23 protein-coding genes are annotated in these 26,033 nt (G+C 63.7%); 10 read left to right on the top strand and 13 right to left on the bottom strand.

All coding sequences use genetic code 11. The features are described 5' to 3' along the window. Positions 1–3: 3 nt before the first annotated feature. Together AC0X69_RS16325 and AC0X69_RS16320 are read left to right on the top strand one after the other, a co-directional pair. Positions 4–2,556 carry a cbb3-type cytochrome c oxidase subunit I gene (locus AC0X69_RS16325; protein ID WP_482608837.1) on the top strand — a complete coding sequence of 851 codons (2,553 nt, stop codon included), beginning with the start codon at positions 4–6 and terminating at the stop codon, positions 2,554–2,556. A gap of 3 nt (positions 2,557–2,559) precedes the next feature. Further along, positions 2,560–2,949 carry a hypothetical protein gene (locus AC0X69_RS16320; protein ID WP_482608835.1) on the top strand — a complete coding sequence of 130 codons (390 nt, stop codon included), beginning with the start codon at positions 2,560–2,562 and terminating at the stop codon, positions 2,947–2,949. Positions 2,950–2,961: 12 nt separating this feature from the next. Here the strand turns inward: AC0X69_RS16320 and AC0X69_RS16315 are convergent, their stop codons facing one another. Both AC0X69_RS16315 and AC0X69_RS16310 read right to left on the bottom strand, forming a co-directional pair. Beyond that, positions 2,962–3,885, bottom strand: a complete 924-nt coding sequence (locus AC0X69_RS16315; RefSeq protein WP_482608833.1) for a PRC-barrel domain-containing protein — start codon at positions 3,883–3,885, stop codon at positions 2,962–2,964. A 360-nt stretch (positions 3,886–4,245) separates the two neighbouring features. After that, on the bottom strand, positions 4,246–4,770 hold the full coding sequence (locus AC0X69_RS16310) for an ABC transporter permease (RefSeq protein ID WP_482608831.1): 525 nt from the start codon (positions 4,768–4,770) through the stop codon (positions 4,246–4,248). Between the two features lie 314 nt (positions 4,771–5,084). Here AC0X69_RS16310 and ppsA point away from each other — a divergent pair, with 314 nt between their 5' ends. From ppsA to AC0X69_RS16285, 5 genes are all read left to right on the top strand, one after another. Continuing rightward, on the top strand, positions 5,085–7,559 hold the full coding sequence (gene ppsA, locus AC0X69_RS16305; RefSeq protein ID WP_482608829.1) for a phosphoenolpyruvate synthase: 2,475 nt from the start codon (positions 5,085–5,087) through the stop codon (positions 7,557–7,559). 105 nt (positions 7,560–7,664) lie between these two features. Beyond that, the gene (locus AC0X69_RS16300; protein WP_482608827.1) at positions 7,665–8,738 is read left to right on the top strand and encodes a calcium:cation antiporter; all 1,074 of its coding nucleotides are present in this window, start codon (positions 7,665–7,667) and stop codon (positions 8,736–8,738) included. A gap of 162 nt (positions 8,739–8,900) precedes the next feature. Then, the gene (locus AC0X69_RS16295) at positions 8,901–9,395 is read left to right on the top strand and encodes a cupin domain-containing protein (protein WP_482608825.1); all 495 of its coding nucleotides are present in this window, start codon (positions 8,901–8,903) and stop codon (positions 9,393–9,395) included. Positions 9,396–9,624: 229 nt separating this feature from the next. Next, the gene (locus AC0X69_RS16290; RefSeq protein WP_482608823.1) at positions 9,625–9,780 is read left to right on the top strand and encodes a DUF3309 family protein; all 156 of its coding nucleotides are present in this window, start codon (positions 9,625–9,627) and stop codon (positions 9,778–9,780) included. Between the two features lie 340 nt (positions 9,781–10,120). Then, positions 10,121–10,660: a DUF992 domain-containing protein gene (locus tag AC0X69_RS16285; RefSeq protein WP_482608821.1), complete on the top strand. Its 540-nt coding sequence runs from the start codon at positions 10,121–10,123 to the stop codon at positions 10,658–10,660. Between the two features lie 64 nt (positions 10,661–10,724). Here AC0X69_RS16285 and AC0X69_RS16280 read toward each other — a convergent pair whose 3' ends face one another. From AC0X69_RS16280 to AC0X69_RS16270, 3 genes are all read right to left on the bottom strand, one after another. Further along, entirely contained in the window at positions 10,725–11,732 is a 1,008-nt protein-coding gene (locus tag AC0X69_RS16280) for a DUF4331 family protein (RefSeq protein ID WP_482608819.1), read from the bottom strand. 108 nt (positions 11,733–11,840) lie between these two features. Then, positions 11,841–12,716 carry a 3-hydroxyisobutyrate dehydrogenase gene (gene mmsB, locus AC0X69_RS16275; protein ID WP_482608817.1) on the bottom strand — a complete coding sequence of 292 codons (876 nt, stop codon included), beginning with the start codon at positions 12,714–12,716 and terminating at the stop codon, positions 11,841–11,843. A 2-nt stretch (positions 12,717–12,718) separates the two neighbouring features. After that, positions 12,719–14,215, bottom strand: coding sequence for a CoA-acylating methylmalonate-semialdehyde dehydrogenase (locus tag AC0X69_RS16270; RefSeq protein WP_482608815.1), 1,497 nt, complete (start codon positions 14,213–14,215; stop codon positions 12,719–12,721). Between the two features lie 101 nt (positions 14,216–14,316). Here AC0X69_RS16270 and phhA point away from each other — a divergent pair, with 101 nt between their 5' ends. Continuing rightward, positions 14,317–15,195, top strand: coding sequence for a phenylalanine 4-monooxygenase (gene phhA / locus AC0X69_RS16265; RefSeq protein ID WP_482608813.1), 879 nt, complete (start codon positions 14,317–14,319; stop codon positions 15,193–15,195). Here phhA and AC0X69_RS16260 read toward each other — a convergent pair. The 3 genes from AC0X69_RS16260 to hppD are packed head-to-tail and all read right to left on the bottom strand — an operon-like array spanning position 15,192 to position 18,607. Next, complete coding sequence (locus AC0X69_RS16260) at positions 15,192–16,211, bottom strand: fumarylacetoacetate hydrolase family protein (protein ID WP_482608811.1); 1,020 nt, start codon at positions 16,209–16,211, stop codon at positions 15,192–15,194. The genes phhA and AC0X69_RS16260 overlap by 4 nt on opposite strands. Next, on the bottom strand, positions 16,208–17,509 hold the full coding sequence (gene hmgA / locus AC0X69_RS16255; protein WP_482608809.1) for a homogentisate 1,2-dioxygenase: 1,302 nt from the start codon (positions 17,507–17,509) through the stop codon (positions 16,208–16,210). Before hmgA ends, AC0X69_RS16260 begins: the two co-directional genes overlap by 4 nt. A gap of 3 nt (positions 17,510–17,512) precedes the next feature. Further along, complete coding sequence (gene hppD / locus AC0X69_RS16250) at positions 17,513–18,607, bottom strand: 4-hydroxyphenylpyruvate dioxygenase (RefSeq protein ID WP_482608807.1); 1,095 nt, start codon at positions 18,605–18,607, stop codon at positions 17,513–17,515. A 69-nt stretch (positions 18,608–18,676) separates the two neighbouring features. Here hppD and maiA point away from each other — a divergent pair, with 69 nt between their 5' ends. Beyond that, on the top strand, positions 18,677–19,312 hold the full coding sequence (maiA, locus tag AC0X69_RS16245; RefSeq protein ID WP_482608805.1) for a maleylacetoacetate isomerase: 636 nt from the start codon (positions 18,677–18,679) through the stop codon (positions 19,310–19,312). Here the strand turns inward: maiA and AC0X69_RS16240 are convergent. From AC0X69_RS16240 to pdhA, 3 genes are read right to left on the bottom strand one after another with little or no spacing between them, the layout of a single operon-like run. Further along, positions 19,309–20,409, bottom strand: a complete 1,101-nt coding sequence (locus tag AC0X69_RS16240; protein WP_482608803.1) for a dihydrolipoamide acetyltransferase family protein — start codon at positions 20,407–20,409, stop codon at positions 19,309–19,311. The two genes, maiA and AC0X69_RS16240, sit on opposite strands and share 4 nt — an antisense overlap. Continuing rightward, on the bottom strand, positions 20,406–21,386 hold the full coding sequence (locus AC0X69_RS16235) for an alpha-ketoacid dehydrogenase subunit beta (RefSeq protein WP_482608801.1): 981 nt from the start codon (positions 21,384–21,386) through the stop codon (positions 20,406–20,408). The genes AC0X69_RS16240 and AC0X69_RS16235 overlap by 4 nt, the downstream gene beginning before the upstream one ends. Further along, complete coding sequence (gene pdhA / locus AC0X69_RS16230) at positions 21,379–22,476, bottom strand: pyruvate dehydrogenase (acetyl-transferring) E1 component subunit alpha (RefSeq protein ID WP_482608799.1); 1,098 nt, start codon at positions 22,474–22,476, stop codon at positions 21,379–21,381. Before pdhA ends, AC0X69_RS16235 begins: the two co-directional genes overlap by 8 nt. A 150-nt stretch (positions 22,477–22,626) precedes the next feature. Here pdhA and AC0X69_RS16225 point away from each other — a divergent pair, with 150 nt between their 5' ends. After that, entirely contained in the window at positions 22,627–23,748 is a 1,122-nt protein-coding gene (locus AC0X69_RS16225; RefSeq protein ID WP_482608797.1) for a Glu/Leu/Phe/Val family dehydrogenase, read from the top strand. Here AC0X69_RS16225 and AC0X69_RS16220 read toward each other — a convergent pair. Then, the gene (locus AC0X69_RS16220; protein WP_482608795.1) at positions 23,745–24,935 is read right to left on the bottom strand and encodes an acetyl-CoA C-acyltransferase; all 1,191 of its coding nucleotides are present in this window, start codon (positions 24,933–24,935) and stop codon (positions 23,745–23,747) included. The two genes, AC0X69_RS16225 and AC0X69_RS16220, sit on opposite strands and share 4 nt — an antisense overlap. Positions 24,936–24,959: 24 nt before the next feature. Then, the gene (locus AC0X69_RS16215; RefSeq protein ID WP_482608793.1) at positions 24,960–26,033 is read right to left on the bottom strand and encodes a 3-hydroxyisobutyryl-CoA hydrolase; all 1,074 of its coding nucleotides are present in this window, start codon (positions 26,031–26,033) and stop codon (positions 24,960–24,962) included.

The raw sequence follows: 26,033 nt of genomic DNA, 5'->3' as shown, positions 1-26,033 counted from the left end.
TCGATGCCTGAGCGCCACAGCGATCCGAAGCGTCTCCCGAACGAAACGCCGCGACCGCCCGGCGAACTCGAAGCGCTGGAGCGCGCCTGGGCCTATCCGCCGGGGTGGCGGAAAATCAGCGAGATCAACAACAGCCTGGTCGGCGTCATCTATATCGGCGCCGCCTTTCTGTTCTTCCTGCTCGCGGGCGTGTTGGCGCTGATCATGCGCGTGCAGCTTTGGCGCGGTGACAACCGGTTCATCGGACAGGATCTCTATAACCAGATCTTCACCGTGCATGGCACGACGATGATGTTCCTTTTCGCCGTCCCTGTGATGGAGGCGCTGAGCGTCATCCTGCTGCCGCAGATGCTGGCGGCGCGCGATCTGCCGTTTCCGAGGCTCAGCGCCTTCGCCGTCTGGGCCTATGTCATCGGCGGCCTCGTGTTCTTCTCGACGATTTTTTATGGACTCGCGCCGAGCGGCGGCTGGTTCATGTATCCGCCGCTGACGCTGACAAGATTTTCTCCTGGAGACAACGCCGACTTCTGGCTGCTCGGCATCGGATTCATCGAAATCTCCGCCATCGCCGGCGCCATCGAAATCATCGTCGGCATGCTGCGCACGCGGCCTCCCGGAATGACGCTCGACAAGATGCCGCTCTTCGGCTGGTCGATGCTCGTCTTCGCGGCGATGATCGTCTTCGCCTTCCCCGCTGTGATCCTCGCGACCATGATGCTCGAGATCGAGCGGTCGTTCGGCTGGCCCTTCTTCTCGGCGACGCAGGGTGGCGATCCGCTGCTGTGGCAGCATCTCTTCTGGTTTTTCGGCCATCCGGAGGTCTACATCATCTTCCTGCCGGCGGCCGGTCTCGTCTCGATGATCGTGCCGACGATGGCGCAACGGCCGCTGATCGGCTATCGGCTGATCGTCGTCGCGCTGATCGCGACAGGCTTCTTCAGTTTCGGTCTCTGGGTGCATCACATGTTCAGCACCGGCATACCGGCGCTGAGCCTCGGTTTCTTTTCGGCCGCGAGCATGGCGGTCGCCGTGCCTTCCGGCATTCAGGTCTTCTCATGGATCGCGACGATCGCCTCGGCGCGCGATCGATTCAGAATCACGACGCCGTCACTGTTCATCCTTGGATTTCTCTTCATCTTCGCCATCGGCGGCCTGACCGGCGTGATGGTCGCCGTCGTGCCCTTCGATCTGCAGGCGCATGACAGCTATTTCGTCGTCGCGCATTTCCATTACGTGCTCGTCGGCGGCATGGTGTTTCCGCTCTTTGCGACCTTCTATTACTGGGATCCGATGATCAGCCGGAACAGGCTTTCCGAGCGACTCGGACGCTATGTGTTCTGGCTCATGTTCATCGGCTTCAACGTCGCCTTCTTTCCCATGCACATCTCCGGCCTCCTCGGCATGCCGCGGCGGGTATGGACCTATCCGAGCGGAATGGGCTGGGACGCGTTCAATGCGGCTTCGACGGTCGGCGCCTTCATCCTCGCGCTTGGCGTTCTCGTGTTCGTCGTCGATCTTTTCGTGCGCTTCCGGCGCGATTGGGAGACGCAGAGAACGCAGACCAATCCCTGGAACGCCGGAACGCTGGAGTGGCTGCCGAGCGATCTCTATTCGATGCGCAGCGTCCCCATCGTGACGAGTCGCTATCCTCTATGGGATCAGCCGGGCCTCGCCGAGGATGTGGCGGCGGGCGCCTATTATCTGCCAAACGCCGCAACCGGACGTCGCGAAACGATCGTCACGTCGCCGATCGAGGCACGACCGGAATATCTGCTCGAGATGCCGGGACCCGGATGGGCGCACATGTTCTGCGCGCTCTTCACCGCCGCTTTTTTTCTGTTGCTGACGGTGAAGGCGGTTGCGATCGCGCTCATCTGCGGCGTCCTGGCCGTCGCCGCCACCCTTGTCTGGTGCTGGCAGCTCGATCCGCCGCCGCGGGGGAGGGTCGAGATCGGCGGCGGGATCAGTCTGCCAACTTATATGTCGGGGCCGTCATCGCACGCCTGGTGGGCGATGATCGTGCTGATCCTGGTGGCCGCCTCGCTCTACATCGCCTTCGTCTTCTCTTACCTCTACCTCTGGACCGTCAGCCCGCAGGTCTGGCCCGTCGTCGGCTCGTCGCCGCTTCCCGATCTGCGCTGGGCGGCAGGCGGCGCGGCGCTGATGCTTCTCAGCATCCTTGCGTTTTGGATGGCCGACCGTGCGCTTCCAAAGCCCGGCTCGGTCAGCCTTTGGGCGGCGCTCCTGCTGATCGCCGGCGCCTTCTGCCTCATCGGCGGAGTCGGGATAGAAACCTATGCGCATTGGCGATCCGGCCTGCGGCCGGGGGAAAATTCCTACGGCGCAATGGTGTATTTGGCGATCGTGTTGACCGGGCAGCTCGTGGCGGCTGTCGCAGTGATGAGCGGATTCGCCTTGGCGCGTCTCTTTACCGGAAAGCTCGATGCGCAGCGGCGCGTGTCATTCGAGAGCGCGGCGCTGCTTGCTTACTACACTGCCGCGCAGGGGCTCCTTGGAATTCTGCTCATTTACGGCTTTCCGCGTCTCTTGGAGTAGACGATGTCCGATGCGGAACATGCCTCCCCTTCGCGCTGGTCGCTGACGGCGATCATCGGCTTTCTGCTCGCGGGCCCTATCATTTGGGCTCTGCATTTTCTTTTTGTCTACGGTGGACACACGCTGATGTGCGCGCTCGGCGTGTCAGACGCGCCGCAAATCATACGGGCGACAGTGATCGCAGCCGGCGGCGCGGCGCTTGCGCTCCTGGTCTTCGTCGCGCGCGCCGCGCGCCGCTGGCGTCGCTATGTGGTTGAGAGCGGCGGCGACGCCGCCGCATCGGCGGAATTTCAGATGTATGCGACGTTGCTGCTGATTCTGCTTTCGGCCGCTGGCGTGGCGTGGTCGAGCCTCGCAGCCTTTTTTATCGTTCCCTGCGAGACGCTGCGGTAAGCGCGGCGCGCTTCAGTTGAGCCTGCTCTGCTCTTCATAGGGACGCAGATCGAATCGCTTGTAGAGCGCTTCGAGTTGAGAACGCCGCAGACGCGTCGGAAGATCGGTCTTTTTCAGGGGCTGAAAAGCCTCGGGCGAGGTCGCGCCTTGCACCGTGAGGCCCCTGTCCGAGGACCACGCGATCGCCTGAAGCGGTACGGAAACCCAATCTTTCCCAACCGAGACGAGCACGAAAGCCACCCTGGCGTTGGCAAGATCGAGCATCACAAATTCGACCTCGCCGAGGAGATCGCCGTCGTGCTTGTGAACGGTTGCGCCGCGCAATTCGTCGGCCAGCGCATTATTGGCCGTCCCTTTCGTTGCGGCCGAGCCCGGAACCTGGCTGGGCCTCACGAGGAGATAGCGATTGGGCAGGCGCTCACGATTGGGATCTGGAGGGATGACATAGCCATAGGGAGTAGGGACGCCATAAAGGCGGTAGCTCTCTGCGACGCGGTCGCGGTTCATCCATTCCTTTAGACGATCGACGGCGACGCCCGGACTATCCTGGATGATCCTGTCGTAGGATTGTTCGACCTGGATCGGCCCTTCAGACCATCTCTCGAGCGCCAGCGCGCCAAAGGGGATAAGCATTCGGATCGCGCCGCCATGATGGTCGCCCTCAGGCGAGGCGATCGCGTAGACCGCGTCTCCGCTTGTAAGATCAAGCATCACAGCTTCGATTCGACCGACGCGGCGTCCGTCTTTGCTGAGAAGCTCCTGACCGAGCAGCTGCTGCGCGGACGCAATCCTGATCCACTCGCCCTGGTTCGGCTGGGCTTCCCGCGCTCCGGACGGGACAGGCCTTTCCACGGCGAGCGCCCCGTGGGCAATGCTGGTCGCCGCAAATGCGACCAGAAAGATGTTCGCGATGCGTTTCTTCGCGATGCGTTTCATGGCGGGTTTTCCTCGGCCAGGATCGCGTCAGCGACAGCTGCGCTTCACGCTCTGGACGAGCGTCCAAAAGGAAATCCGGCGTCTAGCCTGTTTGTTCCAAGTCGAAGCTGAGGGCCGCCCTGCGGACCTGCGGCGGAGCCGAGCAGACAGGCGGACAGGCCCGACAGGCGAACGTCGCGCCAGGGCGGCGCGGAAGGAAATGCGGGAGACTGGTCGCCGTGGCGGTTGGGCGCGGCTACGCCAAATACCTGGTTTGACGGCCGCTGCGCGCCGAAGATCTCGGCGCTGCTCGCGCGGACGGCGTACATGCGAGGAGAGCGGCCAGCCCGGGCGCGCAACTCCTCGTTAAGGCTCGGCCGCTCAGGCAGCCGGCTTTGCTTGTTCCGCGACCTTCACCGGAAGCTGAGTGCGGATTGCCTCGACGATCCGCTGAACGGAGGCGTCCGCGTCGCTGGCACGCTTTTCCGCCGCGAGGGCGCGCTGCTCCATGGCCGCAAGTTCGGCCTGCCGCGCCGCGAGTTGCGACTGCAGCGCCTCGACGTCTTTCCGCGTCTGGATAAGGGCTGCGGAGAGTTCTGCGGCCTCCGATTCCGATTTGCGAAGCGCGGCCTCGGCGCGATCGCCGCGGTCCTCGGCGCGCTCCAGCTTTTCCCGAACGGCGTTGGCCGCGCTATGCGCCCGCGCCACCGCCTGAGCGGACTGCTTTTCGAGTTCCTTGATCGCTGCGGCCGCCTGGGACACGAGGTCCAGCGCCGCCGTAGCGTCATCGGCGGCGCGCGCCAGTTGACGGGGCGGGAAAGTCTTGGCCGGCGGAGGCGCCGGCGGCCTGTTGTCCCCTCTCGGGATGATCTCGTCCATCACCTGATCCAGATCCAGCGAATCCATATACGCCTCCCGCCATCGCACGAGCTGGGTTTGGGCCAGCCGTCCAGTCAGATTCCTATTATGGTCAAGAATCCGGCTAAATCTCGGCCACGAGGTCAAGTTTCAGCCAAAGCCGGCGGGACAAGCGTCTTTCCTAGGACAGAATAGGCCTCCTGAACCCAATGCTTAAGCCAATACCATCTCGGATGCGACTGAAAACGCCCCCTGTTCACACAAATTCTGTGCAAGCGCGCAATGGCGCCGCGCCTCTGCAATAATTGGGGCTCATTAGGCCCGGACGCGCAACGCTCCGACCTTCAGCAAAAGAGCTCATCATGAATGGAACGGCCGACTCCGCCACCGCCCTAGAGGAAAAAAAGCCGCTCTATCCGGCGTTCGGACGCTTTATTCGCTTCTTTGGCGAGGTGGATATCGCCGACGTGCCGCTCGTGGGCGGCAAGAACGCCTCGCTGGGGGAAATGTACCGGGAGCTGACGGCCAAGGGCATCCTGGTGCCAAATGGCTTCGCCATCACCGCCGAGGCCTATCGCTACATGCTCGACCAGGCGGGCGCCTGGTCCGCCCTCAAAGAGGCGCTCGAGGGGCTGGATCCCTCCAACGTCGACGATCTCGCGGCGCGCGCCGCCCGGGCGCGCGACATCGTCTACGCGGCGCAGGTTCCCGCGGATCTCGAAGCCGAAATCCGCAGCGCGCTCGCCCGGCTGACCGAGGAATATGGCGCGGACCTGACCGTAGCGGTGCGCTCCTCGGCGACGGCCGAGGATTTGCCGACCGCGAGTTTCGCCGGACAGCACGACACCTATCTCAACGTCCGCGGCGCCGCGGACGTCCTCGACGCGGTCCGCCACTGCTTCGCGAGCCTGTTCACCGATCGCGCCATCCGCTACCGCATCGACAACGGTTTCGATCACTTCAAGGTGTTCAATTCCGTCGGCGTGATGAAAATGGTGCGCTCCGACCTGGCGGCGTCAGGCGTCATCTTCACGATCGACACCGAAAGCGGCTTCGAGGAGGTCGTTTTCATCACCGGCGCCTACGGCCTTGGCGAAAACGTCGTGCAGGGCGCGGTCGACCCCGACGAATTCTACGTCTTCAAGCCGACCTACCGGCAGGGCAAGCGCGCCATTCTGAAGCGCGCGCTCGGGCCAAAAAAGATCAGGATGATTTTTTCGGATCGCGGCCGGGCGACGACGCGCAATGTCCCCACGGACGCCAAGGAGCGAGAGAAGTTCTGCATCTCCGACGAAGAGGCGCTGACGCTCGCGGGCCAGGCGATCGAGATCGAAGACCACTACAGCGCGAAAGCGGGCGCGCGCCGGCCCATGGACATCGAGTGGGCGAAGGACGGACTCGACGGCCGTCTCTATATCGTGCAGGCCCGCCCCGAGACGGTAGCGTCGCGACGCGACCGCAACATCGCCGAAATCTACAAGGTGAAGAAACACGGCGCAGCGATCGTCGAAGGACGCGCGGTCGGCGCGAAGATCGCGAGCGGCAAGGCGCGGGTGATCGAGCGCGCCAGCGAGCTCTCGACCTTCGTTCCGGGAGAGATCCTCGTCGCCGATACGACGTCCCCCGATTGGGGGACGGTGATGAAATCCGCCGCAGCCATCGTCACCAACCGCGGGGGACGCACCTGTCATGCGGCGATCGTAGCGCGCGAACTCGGCATTCCCGCCATCGTCGGCACCGACACGGCGACGCGCCTGATCCACACCGGCGACATGATCTCGGTGAGCTGCGCCGAGGGCGACGCCGGCAAGGTTTACCAGGGCGACATCGAGTTTGACGTCGAGAAAGTCGATCTTTCGACGCTGGCGAAGCCCGCAACCCACATAATGATGAACGTCGGCAATCCCGACATCGCGTTCAGCCTGGCGGCGTTGCCGAACGACGGCGTCGGCCTCGCCCGCATGGAGTTCATCATCGCGGACTCGATCAAGGCGCATCCGATGGCGCTCGTTCACCCGGAGCGGCTCGGCGCGCGCGAACGCGCCGAGATCGAGAGACTGACCGCCAATTATGCGAGCCCGAGCGAATTCTTCGTGAAGCGCCTGTCCGAAGGCGTCGGCGCGATCGCCGCGGCCTTCTATCCGAAGCCTGTCGTGGTGCGCATGTCGGACTTCAAGAGCAATGAATATGCGTCACTGCTCGGCGGAGAGGTATTCGAAGCGCAGGAAGCCAATCCGATGATCGGCTTTCGCGGCGCATCGCGCTACGCCCATCCGGCGTATCGCGAGGGTTTCGCACTTGAATGCGCGGCGATGATCCGGGTGCGCGACGAGATGGGCCTGACGAACGTCAAGCTGATGATCCCCTTCTGCCGCCGGATTGAAGAAGCGGAAAAGGTCATCGCTCTCATGCGGGAGCTCGGTCTCGAACGCGGCAAGGACGGTCTCGAGATCTACGTGATGTGCGAAATCCCGAACAATGTCATGCTCATCGATCAATTCTCCAAGCACTTCGACGGTTTCTCGATCGGCTCGAACGATCTGACGCAGCTGACGCTCGGCGTCGATCGCGACTCCGAAATCGTCGCCTTCGACTTCGACGAACGCGATGAGGGCGTGAAGGAGATCATTCGATTGGCGGTCGAGGGCGCCAGGCGCAATGGGCGCCACAGCGGCATTTGCGGCCAGGCGCCCTCGGATTATCCGGAGATCGCCGAATTCCTCGTGCGCCTGGGGATCGACTCGATCAGCCTCAACCCCGATACGGTGTTGCAGACCACGAGGCGCATCGTCGACCTCGAGAAGCATCTCGGCCGGGCGGCGCGAAAGACGGTTTGACCTCGGGCGAGCGCTCGCTCCATACGGATTGAAAATCGCGATTCAGCGTTCTTGAAGAGCGTTGATTGACCTGTGGCGCACGTCGCCCGAAAGAGGGAAAAGCAAATGAGCGCGGCCGCTGACGAAAAGAAAGTCTTTGCGACAATGGCCCCGGCGATCGGGCTTGTGGGCGTCGCAGCCGCGCTGCATTTCACGGAAGCCGGATCGATCTTCAACTTCGTCGGCTCGGCTTTGGCGCTGGCGAGCGTCGCGCACGTTATCGGCGAAGCCACCGACCAGCTCGGCAACCATCTTTCGCCTGCCGCGACCGGCATCGTTCAGTCGGCGGTAGGCAATCTGCCCGAACTGTTCGTCTGCATCTTCGCGCTCAGAGCGGGGTTGTTGACCGTCGTGCAGGCTTCGCTGATCGGCTCCATCCTGTCGAATGCGCTTCTGGTCCTCGGGCTCGCTTTTATCGCGGGCGGCGGGAGGCACGGCGTTCTCCACTTCGAAAATCAGACGCCGCGGATGATCGCAACGCTGCTTCTCCTGGCCGTGTCGGCGCTGGTGTTGCCGACGCTCGCTCAGGAGCTGCATCTGCCGAGCGGCGCACATGAGCAGAAGCTCGCCGTCGTCTGTGCGATCGTGCTGCTTTTCGTTTTCGTTGTGCTCACCCAGGCCATGCTCAGTCAGGGCGCGCGCACCCTGCCCGCTGAGACTCATGCGCGCTTGCATGCATGGTCGCTTGGCGCGGCAGTGGGCGTTCTCGTGGCCTGCGGCGCGGCCGCCGTTTTTGTCTCCGATTGGTTTGTCGATGCGCTTGGCCCGGCGATCGAAACGCTGGGCATCAGCGAAGCCTTCTCCGGGCTCGTCGTCGTCGCGATCGCTGGCAACGCCGTCGAGAACGTCGTTGGCATTCGGCTGGCGGCGCAGGGAAAGGCGGACCTCGCGGTCAGCGTCATTCTGAACTCTGCGCTCCAGGTGGCGGTGGCGCTTATTCCGATTCTGGTGCTGGTCAGCTTCGCGATGGGCGACGCGGCGCCGTTCACGCTCGCCATCCCGCCGATCCTCGCAGCATCATTGTTTCTTTCGGTGCTCGTGGTCACGGTGGTGACCGTCGACGGCCGAGCCGACATGGTCGACGGGGCCGCGCTGGCTGGGCTCTATGTGATTGTCGCTTCCATCTTCTGGTGGGGCTAGCGCCGTCGAACAAGCTTATACAGATGCAATTTTGCGCTTATTCCCCAGCAGCGGATGAGCGCGACCGTTTGCGCTCTATATCTCTCGCCCTGAGAGCGCCGCGCCGGCGAAGCGGGCCGGCGTCGCTACACGACCGATCTGCAGCGGTTGGGAGAGAGTGCCATGAAAACGAAAACAGCGATCGTCATCGCGGGCGTGCTGGCCTGCGGCGGACTGGCCCAGGGCGGAGCGGTTGAAGCGCACCGTACATTTCTCCCGCAGAACATGAAGTGGGAGCCGGCGCCGAGTTCATTGCCTGGCGGCGCCGAGATGGCGGTGCTCTATGGAGACCCCACAAAAGAAGGCGATTACGTCGTCAGAATCAGAGCGCCGAAGGGCTATCGGATCCCGCCGCACACTCATCCGAAGACGGAACTCGTCACGATCATCTCTGGCGCGTTCAGCTTCGGAAGGGGACAGGCGGCTGACCGCGCCGGCGTCGAAAAGCTGCCCGCTGGCGGCTTCATTTCGATGCCCGCGGGCGTGCTGCACTATGTCTTCGTCGACGAGGACTCGGTGTTGCAGATCAACGCGGCCGGTCCGTTCAAAATCGACTATTACGACGCCAAAGACGATCCGCGCCTGAACATCGCGCCCGCGGGGACGCCTGTGCGGTAGACGGGCAATTCAAAGAAAACGGCTCGCGCCTTTACCTCCGAGGTCGCGAGCCGTTCCATGGTGGAGCAGCCGTCTGGCGGCCGCCTATTGTTCAACGTAGACCGTCCGAGGCGTACGACAAGCAGAGCCTTACGCGACGTGTCCTCCTCCAGAGAGCCAGAGGAACATTATGCGGGCGTGAGAGTTGCGCCTGAAAGCCGCGCAATGCGCAGGCAAAACGGAGTTCATCATGCTCTCGACCGTTCTTATCGTCGTCCTGCTGTTGCTGCTCATCGGCGCGCTTCCGACCTGGCCCTACAGCTCTCAGTGGGGATATGGCCCCGGCGGCATCATAGGCGCGCTGCTCGCGATCGTCCTCGTCATGGCGCTCGTGGGAAGGCTGTAGCCGCGCGGCGTTGGCCGGAGGCAAGCGAAACCCCGACCGAGTGCGACCACTTCTCGATCGGCAAGAGATGGCGTGCGCTCATCCGCGCGAGGGCGTGCGCCCATGAAGCGCCACCACATGTCACCGTAGCTTGCGTGGCTGCTGGCGAGGCTCACCGCGTACGCGAGCCGGCCCGCCCGTTAGCGCAGCTTGGCGCCAAATCTGGCGATCCCCCGCGACCTTGCTGTGCGCAACAATCCGACGGCCGCCCAAAGGCTTGCCGGCGGGGTTACTTTTTGCGTTTTCGCCGCTAGAGTTCCGCGGCGCGGCTCAAGTTCCGCACCATCCATGGAGTTCGATAATGTTTCATTCTTCGCTCGGCCGCACGATTTGCGCGCTATCGTTCTGCGCGCTGTCGTCCAGCGTCGCCATGGCTCAATCCGTGCAGGTCGGCACTCTGCTTTGCCATGTCTCCGGCGGCGTCGGCATGATCGTCATAGAGAATCAGGCGCTCGACTGCGTCTATACGGACGCCAAAGGCAGTCCGCCCCAGCATTACATCGGCCGGTTGACGAACGTCGGCGCCAATATCGGCATCAGCGGTCCGGGTCAGCTCGTTTGGAGCGTGCTCGCGGCCACGAACGCCGTCCAGCCGGGCGCGCTGGCGGGGGATTATGTCGGCGCGGAAGGATCGCTGGCGGTCGGCGCCGGCGCGGGCGGCGCTCTCCTGGTTGGCGGCTCCAACAAGACAATCTCCCTGCAGCCGCTCTCAGTTTCTCTGGGCACCGGCGCCAATCTTTCCGCCGGCATCGGCAATGTCAGCCTGCAATATATGCCGGTGACGCCCCCGCCGCCCCCTGCGCCCGCGCCGTCTGCCGGCAAGCCGAAGAAGCATCGGTAATCAGCTGCACGACACAGCCGCAAAACGGGCGCGCCGCCAGCGCGCCCGTTTTTTTGCGCCCGACTTACTTTGAATGCGGTGTCCCGAGATAGGGAAACTCGTTCAGAGTGTCGGTGTGGGGCTTCAGCCCATCCGGCGGGATATCGCCCTTCGAGAGAAACGACAGCCGGAAATTGATGACATCGTCAGTGAAGATGCGGCCGTTCGGATAACCGGCAGGCTTGGTGGGATCGAAACTCAGCATGTCCGGCAGGATGCCATGCTCCTCGATCGCCTTGATCGCCTCATCCCTCGTGTAGTCGCCGGTATGGCCCATCAGATGGATGAACATCTCGAGCCAGCGCTTGCGGTCATTCACCGGCTCGCTGGCGTTATACTCTTCTTTCGTTTCGTCGGTGTTGAAGAAGCTGCTGACTGACGGGTGCCCCGCGCGGTCGGCGTGAATCAGCTTGCCGTCGCGGCGCACGCTGCAGCGTCCCCAGATTCTAACTCCTGGATTACCGCCGAGAGCGGAAGTCGGCGTCTCGACGACCGTGGAAAGAATATTTGCCTCGGTGTTCGAATCCTTGCCCGTCCAGGGAGATTTGCCGCCGAGATGCGGCGCCGTGAAATTCCTGCCGCCGGACGTGTCGTACAACGCCAGAATGCCGTCATAGTCGAAGAAGAACGCGTCGCTGCGAACGCCGGCGAAGAAGGTGAGATCGCCCGCCCGCACGATATTCGGCTTGGCGCCGAAGGACACTTCCGCGCCGGAGACGATCTTTTCGCCAACGGGTTCGGGCGAACGCGACTCGGCGCCGCGCGCAAGGTAAACGTCGAAGGTCTGCCTGCCGTTCTGCTTGGGCGCGAACACATAGCTGATCGCGATATCCGTCAGGCAATCGCCGTCATTGTCGATGTTGAGCCGATAGATGGCTTCAGGATGAAACTCATCGCAGTTGGGATTGGCGTTAAGAATGATCGCCGTACGAGATGGATCGGTTGGGGACTGGAACGCGTAAAGATCGCAAAGGTCCAACCGTTGATCGCCGAGCGGCGGACCGAGACTAAGGCCGGTAAAGTGATTCGACACGTGTCGCCTCCTTCAAAAACGTGAAGAGAATGTACGGCTGATCTGTTTTGAGCGCGTGCGGGCGCAGGCTATGTCCTGTTTGTTTCAACATCAAGATTGTTGACAAATTCATTCGCCGCGAATGAGTCTGACGATGCTTGAAAAATCAGCGCCGCCCTGGCCCGCCGCCTGATGCAGGGCATAAAGCTGCGTCGCCGCGGCTCCGAGCGGCGAGGCCGCGCCGGCGTGAGCGGCCGCCTCCTGCGCCAGTCTTAAGTCCTTCAGCATCAGAGCGGTCATGAAGCCCGGCCTGTAATCATTATTGGCGGGGGACGCAGGCGTCATCTCCGGCACGGGGCAATAGGTCGTGAGCGACCAGGACTGGCCCGAGGAGATTGACGCCGCGTCAAACAGCGCCCGATGCGACAGTCCGAGCTTTTCGGCCAGCACGAACGCCTCGGAAGTCGCGATCATCGTGACGCCGAGCATGAGATTGTTGCAGATCTTCGCCGCCTGCCCCATGCCGGCGCCGCCGCAATGAAGCACATGCGCGCCCATATGTTCGAGAACGGGCTTCGCCGCCGCGAACGCCTCCGCCTCTCCTCCGCACATGAAGGTCAGACTCGCCGCTTTGGCGCCGGCGACGCCGCCCGACACCGGCGCGTCGACGGAGAGCGCGCCGCTCTCTTGCGCCAGCCGATGCGCCGCCTGCGCGCTTTCAATGTCAATGGTGGAGCAGTCGATGAGGAGCTTGCCGCGCGCTTGCGGCGCGACTTCGCGCCAAACGGCGAGCGTCTGGCCGCCGCTCTGCAGCATGGTGATCACGATATCCGCGTCGTCGATCGCCTCGCGCAAGGAGCTTGCGGCGACGGCGCCGTTGCGTGCGGCGGCTTCGATCAGCGACGGATTGAGGTCGAATCCTCGCGTTTGAACGCCCGCGCGCGCCAGAGCCGCCGCCATGGGCAGGCCCATATTGCCGAGACCGATGAAAGCCGCGCACGCCATCGCTAGGACAAAGTCGGCATGACGAAACTCGCCCCGGCTCTTATCCCGCCCGGCCAACGGGACGCGACCGTCTTCGTCTTTGTGTAGAAGCGGATGGCGTCAGGCCCGTGCTGGTTGAGATCGCCGAACATCGAGCGCTTCCAGCCGCCGAAGGTGTAATAGGCCAAGGGAGTCGGAATCGGCACATTCACGCCGACCATGCCGACTTCGACGCGGGAGGCGAATTCGCGCGCCGCGTCGCCGTCGCGGGTGAAGATCGCGACGCCATTGCCATATTCGTGATTATTCGCGAGCGACAGCGCCTCATCGAAGCCGCGCGCCCGCACGACGGACAGCACCGGGCCGAAGATCTCCTCCTTGTAGATGCGCATCTGCGGCTGCACGTAGTCGAACAGGCAGCCGCCCATGTAGAAGCCGTTCTCATAGCCCTGCATCTTGAATTCGCGGCCGTCGACCCGAAGCTTCGCGCCCTCTTCGACCCCGAGCGCGACGTAGTCTTTGACCCGCTCGAGATGCGCGCGCGTGACCAGCGGACCAAAATCGGCCGAAGGATCGGTTGAAGGACCGACGCGCAGATTCTCGACGCGGGGTTCCAGTCGGGCGACCAGAGCGTCCGCCGTCTCCTGACCCACCGGGACGGCGACAGAGATCGCCATGCACCGCTCGCCGCCAGAGCCATAGGCGGCGCCGATCAATGCGTCGACGGCCTGATCAAGATCGGCGTCGGGCATGATCACCATGTGGTTTTTGGCCCCGCCGAAACACTGCACGCGCTTTCCATGAGCGGCGCCATGCGCGTAGACATGTTCGGCGACGGGCGTCGAGCCGACGAAGCCGATGGCCCTGACTTCCGGCTCTTCGAGCAGCGCGTCGACCGCCTTCTTGTCGCCGTTGACGACGTTGAGCACGCCCGCCGGCAGACCGGCATCGAGCATGAGTTCGGCCAGGAGCAGCGGCGCGCCGGGGTTGCGTTCGGATGGCTTCAGAATGAACGCGTTGCCGCAGGCGATCGCCGGCGCGAATTTCCACATCGGAATCATCACAGGAAAATTAAACGGCGTGACGCCGGCGACGACCCCGAGCGGCTGGCGCATCGAATAGACGTCGAGCCCCGCCGCCGCCGAGTCGGTGAATTCGCCCTTCATCAGATGCGGAACGCCGATGCTGAATTCGGCGACCTCGACGCCGCGCTGAATCTCGCCCTGCGCGTCGGCCAGCGTCTTTCCGTGCTCGCGCGCGAGTATCGCGGCGAGCCTATCCTTCTCGCGCCCGACGAGATCGACGAATTTCATCAGCACGCGCGCTCTGCGCTGGGGATTGACTGCGGCCCATTCGCGCTGCGCCGCAGCAGCGTTCTCGATCGCCTCGCGGACTTCGTCGCGGCCGGCGAGCGGCACGCGCGAGATCGTCGCTCCCGTCATCGGCTCATAGGCGTCGCCGAAGCGGCCCGACTTTCCCTTAATCCGCCGTCCGCCGATAAAATGCCAAAGCTCTTCCATGTTCGCTCATCTAAGGCGCGTCCGGCAGATGTCATCTCGCAAGGCCGGACCACGCGTCCTATATGTTGGAGGGAGACCGCTTCCGCGGACGGACAACCGCCATGGGACTGCAGCTCGCGAGCGAGACCAAGAATCGATACGCGCAGGCGCCGCGTCAGGCGGACTGGACGATAGATCAGAATTGGCCATCCTACAGCGACGAGGAGCACGACCGCTGGAACAGGCTTTTCGCCCGGCAGGCGGAGCTCCTACCCGGTCGAGCCTGCGAGGAATTCCTCGAGGCAAAGCAAAAGCTCGAACTGTCGCGCTCCGGCATTCCCGATTTCGCCGATTTGAGTCGACGGCTGGGAGCCCTGACCGGCTGGAGCGTTGTGCCGGTGGCGGGGCTTATCCCTGACGACGCTTTCTTCGATCATCTCGCCAATCGGCGCTTTCCCGCCGGCGCGTTCATCCGGCCCGAGTCAGAACTCGAATATCTGCAGGAGCCGGACGTCTTCCACGACGTTTTCGGTCATGTGCCGCTCCTCGCCAATCCGACCTATGCAGGATTTCTGGAGGAGTACGGCAAAGGCGGGCGGCGGGCGCTGGCGCGCGGGCAGCTGCATAATCTTGCGCGCCTCTACTGGTACACGATCGAGTTCGGGCTGATCGAGACGCCTGCGGGGCTGCGCATCTTTGGCGCCGGAATCATGTCCTCGCCTTCGGAAACGATATTTTCGCTGGAAGACTCCTCGCCCAATCGGGTCGCTTTCGACCTCGAACGCGTCATGCGCACCAATTACATCATCAGCGATTTCCAGCAGACCTATTTTGTCATCGAGAGCTTCGAGAAGCTTCTCGCCGACGGGTATCAGGATTTTGCCCCGATCTATAATCGGTTGCGCGGCGCGACTGACTTCGCCCCCTATGAGCTGACGGCTGGAGACCGCCTCATCTCACGCGGCGATTTCCATTACTTTCGCGCCAAGCGAAGCGCCTAGGACGAGTTCGCTGAATTCGCCACGCGTTGCTCTATCGCGCCGAAAATCGAACGCCCGTCGGCGCTGCGCATTTCGATGCGAACCACATCGCCGGCTTTCAGGAACGGCGTTCGCGGCGCGCCATCGATGAGTTTTTCGACCACGCGTTGCTCGGCGATGCAGGAGTAACCGTCGCCGCCTTCCGCGATCGGCCTGCCGGGCCCGCCGTCGGCGTCACGGTTGGAGACCGTGCCTGAGCCGATGATCGTGCCAGCCCCAAGCGCGCGCGTGCGCGCGGCGTGTGCGATGAGCCGCGGAAAGTCGAACGTCATGTCCTTTCCGGCGTCAGGCCGTCCGAAGGGCGCGCCATTGACGAAGGAGAGCAACGGCAGCGACAGGCGCCCCCCGTCCCATGCGTCGCCGAGCTCGTCCGGCGTGGCGGCGACGGGAGAAAAGGCGGATGAAGGCTTCGACTGGAAAAAGCCGAAACCTTTCGCCAGCTCCGGCGCGACCAGCCCGCGCAATGTCACGTCATTCACCAGCATCACGAGTCTGATGTGATTGCGCGCATCTTCCGGCGTGACGCCCATCGGAACGTCGTCGGTAACGACGGCGATCTCGGCCTCGAGGTCGAGATCATGTTTTTCGTCGAGCAGGGGAATGTCGTCGCGCGGCCCTAAGAAGGCGTCAGAGCCGCCCTGATACATCAGCGGATCGCTCCAAAAGCTCTCAGGCATCTCGGCCCCGCGCGATTTGCGCACGAGCGCCACGTGATTGACATATGCCGAGCCGTCCCCCCACTGATAGGCGCGCGGCAGCGGCGAGGCGCAGTCCTGCTCGCGAAACGGAAAGCTCTCGCGAAGCCCGCATTCGAGTCGCGCCGCAAGCGCCCGCAACTCAGGCGCGACGGCGTCCCAGTCCTCGATTGCCGACTGCAGAGTTGGGGCGACGAAACCTGCTGCGACGGCCCGCGTGAGATCGCGTGAGACGAGAATGAGCGCGCCGTCGCGCCGGCTCTTCAGGGATGCGAGCTTCACGGGCCATTGCCGGTGAAGTGGCGACGCAGGCCCGACCAGCACTCTGCGTAGTCTCGATGGAGGGTGGTGAGCGACATGGCGAAAGCGGTGGGATAGAGCGGCAACCGCGATTCGAACATGAAGGCGAGCGCGTCGTCGATCTTTGTCGGGGCAAGATCCGCCTGCGAAGCCTGTTCGAAGGCTTCGGCGTCGGGGCCATGCGGCAGCATCGCGTTATGCAGCGACATGCCCCCCGGCTCGAAACCGGACGGCTTCGCGTCGTAGCGTCCGTAAATCAGGCCCATGAACTCGCTCATAACGTTCAAATGATACCAGGGAGGCCGGAACGTATGTTCCGCGACTTGCCACCGCGGCGGAAAAATCGCGAAATCAACGTTGCCGACCCCGCTTTCGTCAGAGGGAGACGTCAATACCGTGAATATTGATGGATCGGGATGATCAAAGCGCAAGGCGCCGACAGGACAGAATTTGCGCAGATCATATTTGTAAGGCGCGTAATTGCCGTGCCAGGCCACGACGTCGAGCGGCGAATGGTCGATGTCGCAGCGATAGAAGCATCCGCCCCATTTGACGGTGAGGCTGCTCGGCTCCTCCTCGTCTTCGAAGGCGGCGGTGGGGGTAAAGAAGTCGCGCGGATTGGCGAGTCCGTTTGCGCCGATCACCCCGCGATAGGGCAATGCGAAGGACGCGCCATAGTTTTCGCAGACATAGCCGCGAGCCGGGCCGGCGGCGAGTTCGACCCGGATTTTCACGCCCCTTGGAATGACGCATATCTCGCCGGGGGCGCATTCGATCAGGCCGAATTCGGTGAAGATGCGAAGCTCGCCCAGCTGCGGCGCGATTAGCAGCTCGCCGTCGGCATTGTAGAAATAATCCTCGTTCATCGACTGATCGGCCAGATAGAGATGCGCCGCCATTCCGACCTTCAGGCCGCAGTCGCCGCCCGTTACGATGGTGTGCATTCCATCGATGAACGAGCCCGCTTTGTCGGGGATCTCGCTCGCGCCCCAGCGCAGCTGTCCGAGTGGCGCGTCACCATCGCGACAGGGAGCGGTCTTCCAGAAACTCTGCGCGATCTTCTTGGGATCGCGCAGGTGAAGAACCGAGGGGCGGATGCGGTACAGCCATGACCGCCGGTTGACGTGGTTGGGCGCGGTGAAGGCGGAACCGGAAAGCTGCTCCGCGTAAAGACCATAAGGGCATCGTTGCGGCGAGTTCTGACCGACCGGCAAGGCGCCGGGCAGGGCTTCGCTCTCGAACTCATTGCCGAAGCCGTGCAGATAGCGCGTTGGCGTCATAGCCTAGCCTGCCGCCCGATCGAGAACGCCGCGGCGGATCTGATCCTCTTCGATCGATTCGAACAGCGCACGGAAATTGCCTTCGCCAAAACCTTCGTCGCCCTTGCGCTGAATGAATTCGAAGAAGATTGGCCCGATGACAGTCTTCGAAAAAATCTGCAGCAACAGGCGACGCGCGTTGGTCGTGACGCCGTCGATAAGAATGCCGAGCTCCTTGAGGCGCTGGGTCGGCTCTCCGTGCCCCGGCAGCCTGTGCTCCAGAGCGTCATAATAAGCGTCCGGCGGCGCCGGCATGAAGTCGAGCCCATTGTTGCGCATCGCGACGACGGCCTCGTAGATATCGCTGCAGCCGCAAGCGATGTGCTGGATGCCTTCGCCCTTATAGGCGTCGAGAAATTCCTCGATCTGGCTTTTTTCGTCAGAGCTTTCATTGATCGGGATGCGGATCTTACCGCAAGGACTGGTCATGGCGCGAGAGCGCAGGCCGGTCAGTTTGCCTTCGATGTCGAAATAGCGAATCTCGCGGAAATTGAAGATACGCTCATACCATTTCGCGAGCGTATCCATGCGGCCGCGTCGCACATTGTGGGTGAGATGATCGATCTCCGTCAGGCCGACGCCGAATGGCTTCGGATCGCGCTCGCCTGTCCATCTGAAGTCCACGTCCCAGATCGAACCCTGATCGCCGTAGCGGTCGACGAAATAGATGAGCGAACCGCCGACGCCTTCGATGGCGGGGATGTTCAGCTCCATTGGCCCGACCCCGGAGGCGACAGGCTTCGCGCCGAGCGAAACGGCGCGGCGCATCGCCTTTGCGGCGTCGAGGACGCGGAAGCCGATGCAGCAGACCGACGGCCCGTGCGCCTTCTGGAATTCGGCGGCGAAGCTGTTGGGTTCGGCGTTCAGGACATAATTCACTTCGCCCTGCCGATAGAGCGTCACGTCTTTCGAGCGATGGCGCGCGACATCGACGAATCCCATCTTCTCGAACAGCGAGGCGAGTTGCGCAGGATCGGGGTGGGCGAATTCGACGAATTCGAATCCGTCGGTTCCCATCGGATTTTCGGCGGTCCCGGCGCCGCCAAGGGTCGAGTCCATGACGAAGCCCTATACAGCTTTGGCTGACATGCTATTTAAATATTGCGTCGCCGACCCGGTTAAAGCCCCATGATCCTTTATGACTACTACCGCTCGTCGGCAGCCTACCGCGTGCGCATCGCGATCGCGCTCAAAGGTATCGCTGTCGAACAGCGGCACGTTAACCTATTGCGCGGCGAACAGCGTGATCCTGGCTATCGCGCCAAAAGCCCGCTCGCCATCGTGCCGACGCTGGAGCTCGACGACGGCCGGCTGATTACCCAGTCGCTGGCGATCATCGACTATCTCGACGCGCTGAAGCCGGAGCCGCCGCTGCTGCCGAGGGACGCAGTCGCGGCCGCTCAGGCGCGCGCGGTGGCGTTGACGATCGCCTGCGAGATCCATCCGCTCGCCAATCTGCGGGTGCTGGAGGCGCTGCAAGGGGAGTTCGGCGCAAGGGACGATCAGATCGCCGCCTGGCGCAGGCGCTGGATCGCCGAGGGCCTGACGGCGGTCGAGACGCTCATCGCCCCCGCCCCCTTCGCCTTTGGCGCAGAGCCGTCGCTTGCCGACATATGTCTCATTCCGCAGGTCTATAACGCGCGGCGTTTCGACGTTTCGCTCGACGCCTGCCCGCGCATCCTTGCCGTCGAGACGGCGTGCGCGGGGCATCCCGCGTTCATCGCCGCGCGTCCGGAAGCGCAGCCGGACGCCGTGCAGGCTTAGGACGCCAGCGTCAGATCGGCGATCACGGCCCCCAGGAAGCGGCCGGCTTCGCCGCCTGTCACCACGCGATGATCGAAGGTCAGGCTCAGCGGCAGAATGCGATGCACCGCGGCCGCGCCATCAACCGCGACGACCTCGTCGCGGATCCGACCCGCCCCAAGGATCGCGACGGTCGGCGGCAGCACGATGGGCGCGGCGTAGCGCCCGGCGATCATGCCGAAATTCGAGAGCATGATCGTCGCCCCCCGCAGTTCCTCCGGCGGTATGCGTCGCGCCGCTGCGTCCTGCCGCATCCGGTCCAGCCCCTTGCGCAAATCCTGCGCGTCGCGATTGCCAACATCCCGCAGGACGGGAACGAAAAGGCCCTCTTCCGAGAGGTCCACGGCGACGCCGAGGTCAATCTTCTTCATGACGCGGCGCGCGAAGGCGTGCGGCTCGAACCAGGCGTTGAGCGCGGGTTCGGCCTTGCAGGCCTGCGCCAGCGCGCGGATCAGCCGGATGGTCGTGTCGGTCCCCGCGGCCCAAGCGTTGATGTCCGCGTCGTCGACGATGGTGGCCGCCGCCACTTCCGCCTGCGCCTGCGCCATATTGTGCGCCATGGCGCGGCGCACGCCGCGCAGCGGCTCGGCGGCTTCCGTCTCGCTCAGAATGCGCGCGACGCGCTCGATGTCTTGCGTGGTGATCAGACCGTCGGGGCCCGAGGGCGTCACCATGCCGAGATCGACGTTGAGCTTGCGCGCGAGCGCTCTCACCGCCGGCGTGGCGCGCACCGCTCCTCCAACGTGTCCCACCGAGATCGGCTGGTCACGGACAACCCCGGAGCCGTGCTGAACGGCGCCGACCACCGACCCAGTGTCTTCGCCCGCGCCCTCGAACCCGACCAGCGGCGCGCCGATGCGGATGACGTCGCCGGCGGAGGCGAACAGCCGTTCGACGCGGCCGGCCTGAGGCGAGGGGATTTCAACGACCGCCTTGGCGGTTTCAACGGCCACGAGCGGCTGATCGACTTTGACGTCCTCGCCGGCGGCCACGCGCCATTCCACGAGTTCGGCCTCCTGCAACCCCTCTCCGAGATCGGGAAGACGAAAGATGTTCATGACGCCTCCATCACTTGCCGAACGCCGTCGATGATGCGATCCACGCTCGGAATGTACTGCTTCTCAAGCTTTGCGAGCGGCACGACGACGTCATAGCCGGTCACCCGCTTGATCGGAGCGAGCAGCGAATAAAGCGCGCGCTCGGCGATTTCGGCGGCGATCTCGGCGCCGAACCCCGCCGTGCGCGGCGCTTCGTGAACGATGACGCAGCGCCCGGTCTTTTCGACCGAGCGCAGGATCGTTTCGACGTCGAGCGGCTTCAGGGTCGCGACGTCGATTACTTCGATCGTCACGCCCTCTTCCTCCAGCTTTTCCGCTGCGGCGAGCGTTTCGGGCACCATCGCGCCCCAGGCGACGACCGTCGCGTCGGCGCCTTCCCTCAACACAAAGCAGGCGTCGAGCGGCAGCTCCACGCCGTCGTCCTCGACCTCCTCGCGGAAGAGGCGATAGAGCCGCGTCGGCTCGAGGAAGATGACCGGATCAGGATCGCGCACGGAGGCGAGAAGCAGCCCGTAGGCGCGAGCCGGAGAAGACGGCGCGACGACGCGAAGGCCGGGCATGTGGGCGAACATCGCCTCGGGACTTTCCGAGTGATGCTCAGGCGCGTGAATGCCGGCCCCGCAAGGCGAACGAAGCACCATCGGACAGGTCAGCCGCCCCCGTGTGCGATTGCGCATACGGGAAGCGTGATTGATGATTTGATCGATCGCCGGATAGATGAAGCCGGAAAACTGGATTTCGGCGACCGGCTTCAGCCCCATCGCCGCCATGCCGACCGCGACGCCGGCGATGCCGCCTTCCGCGAGGGGCGTATCGATGACGCGCTCCCGGCCGAAGCGCGCCTGCAAGCCGTTCGTGGCGCGAAACACGCCGCCGTTGACGCCGATGTCCTCGCCAAGCAGGAGGACGTCCTTGTCTTCGCCCATCGCGCGCGCGAGCGCGAGATTGACCGCTTCGACCAGAGTTATTTCAGTCATGGCCGTTCCCTCTCGGTTGAGCGTAACGGCGCGCCTCCTCGCGTTGCCACTGCAGGGAGGCCGGGAGCTTGGCGTAGAGATGCTCGAACATCGCGTCCACGCTCAACGGCGAGGCGTTCAGATAGGCCGCGACTTCCCGATCGACCTCTTCCGCACATTCCTTGAGAAGCTCCGCCTCCTGCTCCTTGGACCAGGCGCCTTCGCTCACGAGATAAGCCCGCAGCCGAGCGATCGGCTCGCGCGTCCACTGGGCGCGCACGATTTCGGGATCGCGATAGCGCGAAGCGTCGTCGGCGGTGGTGTGATCGCCAAGACGATAGGTAAGCGCCTCGATCAGCGTTGGGCCGCCGCCTGTACGCGCCTTGTCGATCGCGCGGCGCACGACTTCATGAACTGCAATGACGTCATTGCCGTCGACCTGGCGCCCTTCAATGCCGACGGCGACCGCCTTTTGCGCAAGCGTCTCCGCCGCGCTCTCGAGTTCGCGCGGCGTCGAGATCGCCCAGCCGTTATTGTTGATGATGATGACGACGGGCGTCTTCCAGACGCCCGCCATGTTCAGCGCTTCGTAAAAGGAGCCATTGGAGGTCCCGCCGTCGCCAATGAACGTGACGACGACGCGATCCTCCTTGCGCGCCATCAGCGCATATGCGGCGCCCACCGCCTGCGGAACCTGAGTGGCCACGGGCACGCAGTTCGGAAAGTCGCCGCGCGCTTTCTTGAAATCGCTGCCGCGTTCGTCGCCGCCCCAATAGAGCAGGCATTCTGACATCGCCATGCCGCGATAAAACTGCGCCGCATGATCGCGATAGGATGGCACCAGCACGTCGCAATCCTCCATCGCCGACGCCGCGCCGACGCCGATTGCTTCCTGGCCGAGCGCCGAAGCGAACGTGCCGAGCTGGCCGGTGCGCTGAAGACTGATCGCTTTGTTGTCGAAGATCCTGGTTCGCGTCATCGCGCGATAAAACTGAACCAGTCGCTCGATGTTCTTCGCCGATTCGCTGGCCGCTTTGCTTATCTCGCCGGTCGGCGATAACAGCTGGACGAAATCTACATTGAGATCAAAGCCCATCGCTCTGCTTCCCATCGCCCCGCTCCTGATGAGCGAAGTAGCGCGACGATGCGCAAGGTCACGGCGTCACGCCAACTTTTTTGTCATGTGGGTGGCGCCGCAGCGCAAGAAAAGGGGCCTTGCCTGCGGACTTGACTGTATCGCCGGGCGTCCAATCTACCGATCATGCCCGCGAATTCAGAAGTCGATCCTTTCTCATTTCGAGACGAATTTGGTCCCGCGAAGATCGTCCATATCTGGTCGCCTTCGGTCGAACTGCGCGCTGTCGTCGTGATCGACAATGTCGCCGCAGGTCCCGCGATCGGCGGGACGCGTATAGCGCCCGATGTCAGCGTTAAGGAATGTTTTCGACTCGCCAGGGCGATGACGTTGAAGAACGCGGCATGCGGGCTGCCGCATGGCGGCGCGAAATCAGTGATCTTCGGCGATCCTGACATGCCCCAGGCGGACAAAGAACGGCTCATTCGCGTTTTCGCCAAATCCATCGAGCAGCTCGTCGACTACATTCCGGGCCCCGACATGGGCACGGACGAGACGGCGATGGCCTGGGTGCACGACGAAATCGGCCGCTCAGTCGGTCTCCCGGCCGAAATTGGCGGCATTCCTCTCGATGAAATCGGAGCGACCGGTTTCGGCGTGATGATCGCCGCCAGCGCGGCGGCGCCCTTCGCCGATCTTTCTCTCAACCACGCACGCATCGTCGTGCAGGGGTTTGGCGCGGTGGGAATCCATGCGGCGCGGTTTCTTGTCCGCAAAGGCGCGCGAATGGTCGGCGTATCCGACAGTCGCGGCGCGGTGGCGGACGACAATGGGCTCGACGTCGAGGCGCTCGCCGCGTTGAAGCAGCAAGGCAAGAGCGTCGTCGACTGCGAGGGAGCGCGCGCCATCGACCCCGAAGCGCTTATCGCCCTTCCCTGCGATATCCTCGTTCCGGCGGCGCGTCCTGACGTGCTGCGCGCGGACAATGTCGGGATGCTCAACTGCAAACTGGTGGTGCAAGGAGCCAATATTCCCGCCACCGCCGAGGCGGAACGCATGATGTTCGAACGGGGAATCGTCAGCGTGCCGGATTTCATCGCCAACGCCGGCGGCGTGATCTGCGCGAGCATTGAATATGGCGGCGGAGGCGAGAGAGCGGCGTTTTCCGCGATCGAGGAAAAGATCGGACGCAACACGCGGCTCACGCTGGAGCGATCGCGCGCCATGAGCATTTCGCCTGTCGCCGCGGCCATGGACCTATCCACGGGCCGGCTGCGCAAGATCATGCAGCTGAGGCGCTGGCGCTAAGCCACGCGTTCGATCGCCATTGCGGTCGCCTCGCCGCCGCCGATGCAGAGCGTCGCCACGCCTCTCTTCAGGTCCATGGCCTCCAGTGCGGCGAGGAGCGTGACGATGATCCGCGCCCCCGACGCGCCGATCGGGTGGCCGAGCGCGCAAGCCCCGCCTCGGACGTTGACCTTGTCATGGGGCAGGTCCAGGTCGCGCATCGCCGCCATTGCAACGACGGCGAAAGCTTCGTTGATCTCGTATAGATCGACGTCGTTCGACGCCCAGCCGACCCGATCCATCAGCTTACGAACGGCTTCGATCGGCATGACTGAAAACCGGCTCGGCGCGCCTGCGACAGTGACGTAGCCGCGGATGAGCGCGAGCGGCGTCGCGCCTGCGCGCTCGGCCGCGTCCATCCGCATCAACGCAAGCGCCGCCGCCCCATCCGATATGGCGCTGGCGTTGGCCGCGGTGATCGTTCCGTCTTCCCTGAACGCCGGCTTGAGCCGCACGATATCCTGCGTCTTCGCCTTTTGGGGAAGTTCGTCGCTGACGATGGTTCGCGCATTTGAACCTTTGCCCAGCGTAATGGGCACAATCTCCTGAACGAAGGACTCGTCCGCCGTCGCGGCTTGCGCGCGCGCCAGCGACGTCGCCGCATACTGGTCCTGCATCTCGCGGGTGAATTGATACTCGGTCGCGCAATCCTCGGCGAAGGAGCCCATCAGCCGGCCTTTCTCATAGGCGTCCTCAAGACCGTCCAAAAACATGTGATCGAGGACCTTGCGGTGTCCCATGCGATAGCCCGAGCGCGCGCGATCAAGCAGATAAGGCGCGTTGCTCATGCTCTCCATGCCGCCAGCAACCGCGACGCGCGCGCCGCCCGCCGCAAGCTGGTCACTCGCGAGCATCACCGCCTTCATTCCGGAGCCGCACATCTTGTTTACGGTGACTGCGCCCGTCGTCTGGGGCAGTCCGGCGCCGAGCGCGGCTTGGCGCGCCGGCGCCTGGCCGAGTCCCGCTGATAGAACGCATCCCATGACGACTTCATCGATGTCGTTCGGCGCAAGCCCGGCGCGGCTCACAGCGGCCTCAATGGCGCTGGCGCCGAGCTGCGGCGCGGGAACGTCCTTCAACTCTCCGAGAAATCCGCCAATCGGGGTGCGCGCGGCGCCGACGATGGCGACGGGTGCGGCAGCGCTCATGACAATCTCCTCGCCGGCTGACTTCTACCCCTGCCAACGAAAATATGGCGAGGAATCCCAGCTTTTAAACATGGGACGCGGCGTATCGTCGCCCGCAAGTACAGCGTCGACCGATTCCATGCTGACCGCGCCGAGCGTCTCCGGCGACCATTTCGGCCGCCTATCCTTGTCGATGATCGCGGCGCGAATGCCTTCGTAAAGATCGTGAGTCGCGAGCATGCGGCACGCCGCCCTGAATTCGTTCGTCAGACAGGTCTCGAGATCGGGCGCCGCGGCGGCGCGCAGCAGCAATGCCCGCGTCACTTTGAGCGCGGTCGGCGACTTCGCTCTGATCTCGTCGGCGGCTTGCAGGGAGAATTCCGATCCCTCCCGCTCGAAAGCCGCGATGATGTCCTCGACCTTTTCATGCGCAGCCGCCTCGGCGAGCAGTCGCCTGTGCAGCGTGAGCCGCCCGCTCCCGGGCTGTCGCGCGAGCCGCCGCAACGCAGCGTCGACGTCGGCGGCGGTCCCGATCGTCCCGAGACGGCCGATCAGCGCCTCAACGTCCTCCGCGTGAACCAGAATGTCGGCAAGACCGGCCTCTATGGCGTCGGCGGCCGCCACCGACGTCGCGGAAAGCGCCAAATAGGCGCCGACTTCGCGCGCTCTCGAGAGAAGCCAGGTCGCGCCCACATCAGGAAAGAATCCAATGCCGACCTCCGGCATGGCGATGCGGCTGCGCTCCGTCACGATCCGCCGATTGCCGTGGGCGGAAATCCCCACGCCGCCGCCCATGACGATGCCATCCATGACGACGACATAGGGTTTGGGAAAGGAGGCGATGCGGGCGTTGAGTTCATATTCCTCGCGCCAGAAATCGGCGAAGAGACGCTTTTGCGAGGCCTCCAGTTCATACAGAATCCTCACGTCGCCGCCGGCGCAAAGCCCGCGATCGCCAGCGCCGGTCACGAGCACCGCGCAAATGCTCTCGTCGCTCCCGAATGCATCGAGCGCGCGGCGGAATTCCCGCACCATCGGCAGCGTCAGCGTGTTGAGCGCCTGCGGTCTGTTGAGGAGAATGCGTCCGAGACCACCCTCTCGCGAAGCGACGAGATCCAT

This window comes from Methylocystis sp. Uni0008 (genome assembly GCF_056838045.1).
Note: the sequence above shows the minus strand (reverse complement) of the source record. Positions and strands in the feature narration are given on the sequence as shown.

What these genes read in the sequence shown, in the direction of transcription:
- mmsB (WP_482608817.1), bottom strand. Translation starts at nt 12,716, where the DNA reads ATGGCGTGCGCGGCTTTCATCGGTCTCGGCAATATGGGCCTGCCCATG.
- AC0X69_RS16225 (WP_482608797.1), top strand. Translation starts at nt 22,627, where the DNA reads ATGCCCGCGAATTCAGAAGTCGATCCTTTCTCATTTCGAGACGAATTT.
- AC0X69_RS16235 (WP_482608801.1), bottom strand. Translation starts at nt 21,386, where the DNA reads ATGACTGAAATAACTCTGGTCGAAGCGGTCAATCTCGCGCTCGCGCGC.
- AC0X69_RS16240 (WP_482608803.1), bottom strand. Translation starts at nt 20,409, where the DNA reads ATGAACATCTTTCGTCTTCCCGATCTCGGAGAGGGGTTGCAGGAGGCC.
- maiA (WP_482608805.1), top strand. Translation starts at nt 18,677, where the DNA reads ATGATCCTTTATGACTACTACCGCTCGTCGGCAGCCTACCGCGTGCGC.
- ppsA (WP_482608829.1), top strand. Translation starts at nt 5,085, where the DNA reads ATGAATGGAACGGCCGACTCCGCCACCGCCCTAGAGGAAAAAAAGCCG.
- hmgA (WP_482608809.1), bottom strand. Translation starts at nt 17,509, where the DNA reads ATGACGCCAACGCGCTATCTGCACGGCTTCGGCAATGAGTTCGAGAGC.
- AC0X69_RS16295 (WP_482608825.1), top strand. Translation starts at nt 8,901, where the DNA reads ATGAAAACGAAAACAGCGATCGTCATCGCGGGCGTGCTGGCCTGCGGC.
- AC0X69_RS16285 (WP_482608821.1), top strand. Translation starts at nt 10,121, where the DNA reads ATGTTTCATTCTTCGCTCGGCCGCACGATTTGCGCGCTATCGTTCTGC.
- AC0X69_RS16220 (WP_482608795.1), bottom strand. Translation starts at nt 24,935, where the DNA reads ATGAGCGCTGCCGCACCCGTCGCCATCGTCGGCGCCGCGCGCACCCCG.
- AC0X69_RS16315 (WP_482608833.1), bottom strand. Translation starts at nt 3,885, where the DNA reads ATGAAACGCATCGCGAAGAAACGCATCGCGAACATCTTTCTGGTCGCA.
- hppD (WP_482608807.1), bottom strand. Translation starts at nt 18,607, where the DNA reads ATGGACTCGACCCTTGGCGGCGCCGGGACCGCCGAAAATCCGATGGGA.
- AC0X69_RS16310 (WP_482608831.1), bottom strand. Translation starts at nt 4,770, where the DNA reads ATGGATTCGCTGGATCTGGATCAGGTGATGGACGAGATCATCCCGAGA.
- AC0X69_RS16215 (WP_482608793.1), bottom strand. Translation starts at nt 26,033, where the DNA reads ATGGATCTCGTCGCTTCGCGAGAGGGTGGTCTCGGACGCATTCTCCTC.
- AC0X69_RS16325 (WP_482608837.1), top strand. Translation starts at nt 4, where the DNA reads ATGCCTGAGCGCCACAGCGATCCGAAGCGTCTCCCGAACGAAACGCCG.
- pdhA (WP_482608799.1), bottom strand. Translation starts at nt 22,476, where the DNA reads ATGGGAAGCAGAGCGATGGGCTTTGATCTCAATGTAGATTTCGTCCAG.
- AC0X69_RS16320 (WP_482608835.1), top strand. Translation starts at nt 2,560, where the DNA reads ATGTCCGATGCGGAACATGCCTCCCCTTCGCGCTGGTCGCTGACGGCG.
- phhA (WP_482608813.1), top strand. Translation starts at nt 14,317, where the DNA reads ATGGGACTGCAGCTCGCGAGCGAGACCAAGAATCGATACGCGCAGGCG.
- AC0X69_RS16270 (WP_482608815.1), bottom strand. Translation starts at nt 14,215, where the DNA reads ATGGAAGAGCTTTGGCATTTTATCGGCGGACGGCGGATTAAGGGAAAG.
- AC0X69_RS16300 (WP_482608827.1), top strand. Translation starts at nt 7,665, where the DNA reads ATGAGCGCGGCCGCTGACGAAAAGAAAGTCTTTGCGACAATGGCCCCG.
- AC0X69_RS16290 (WP_482608823.1), top strand. Translation starts at nt 9,625, where the DNA reads ATGCTCTCGACCGTTCTTATCGTCGTCCTGCTGTTGCTGCTCATCGGC.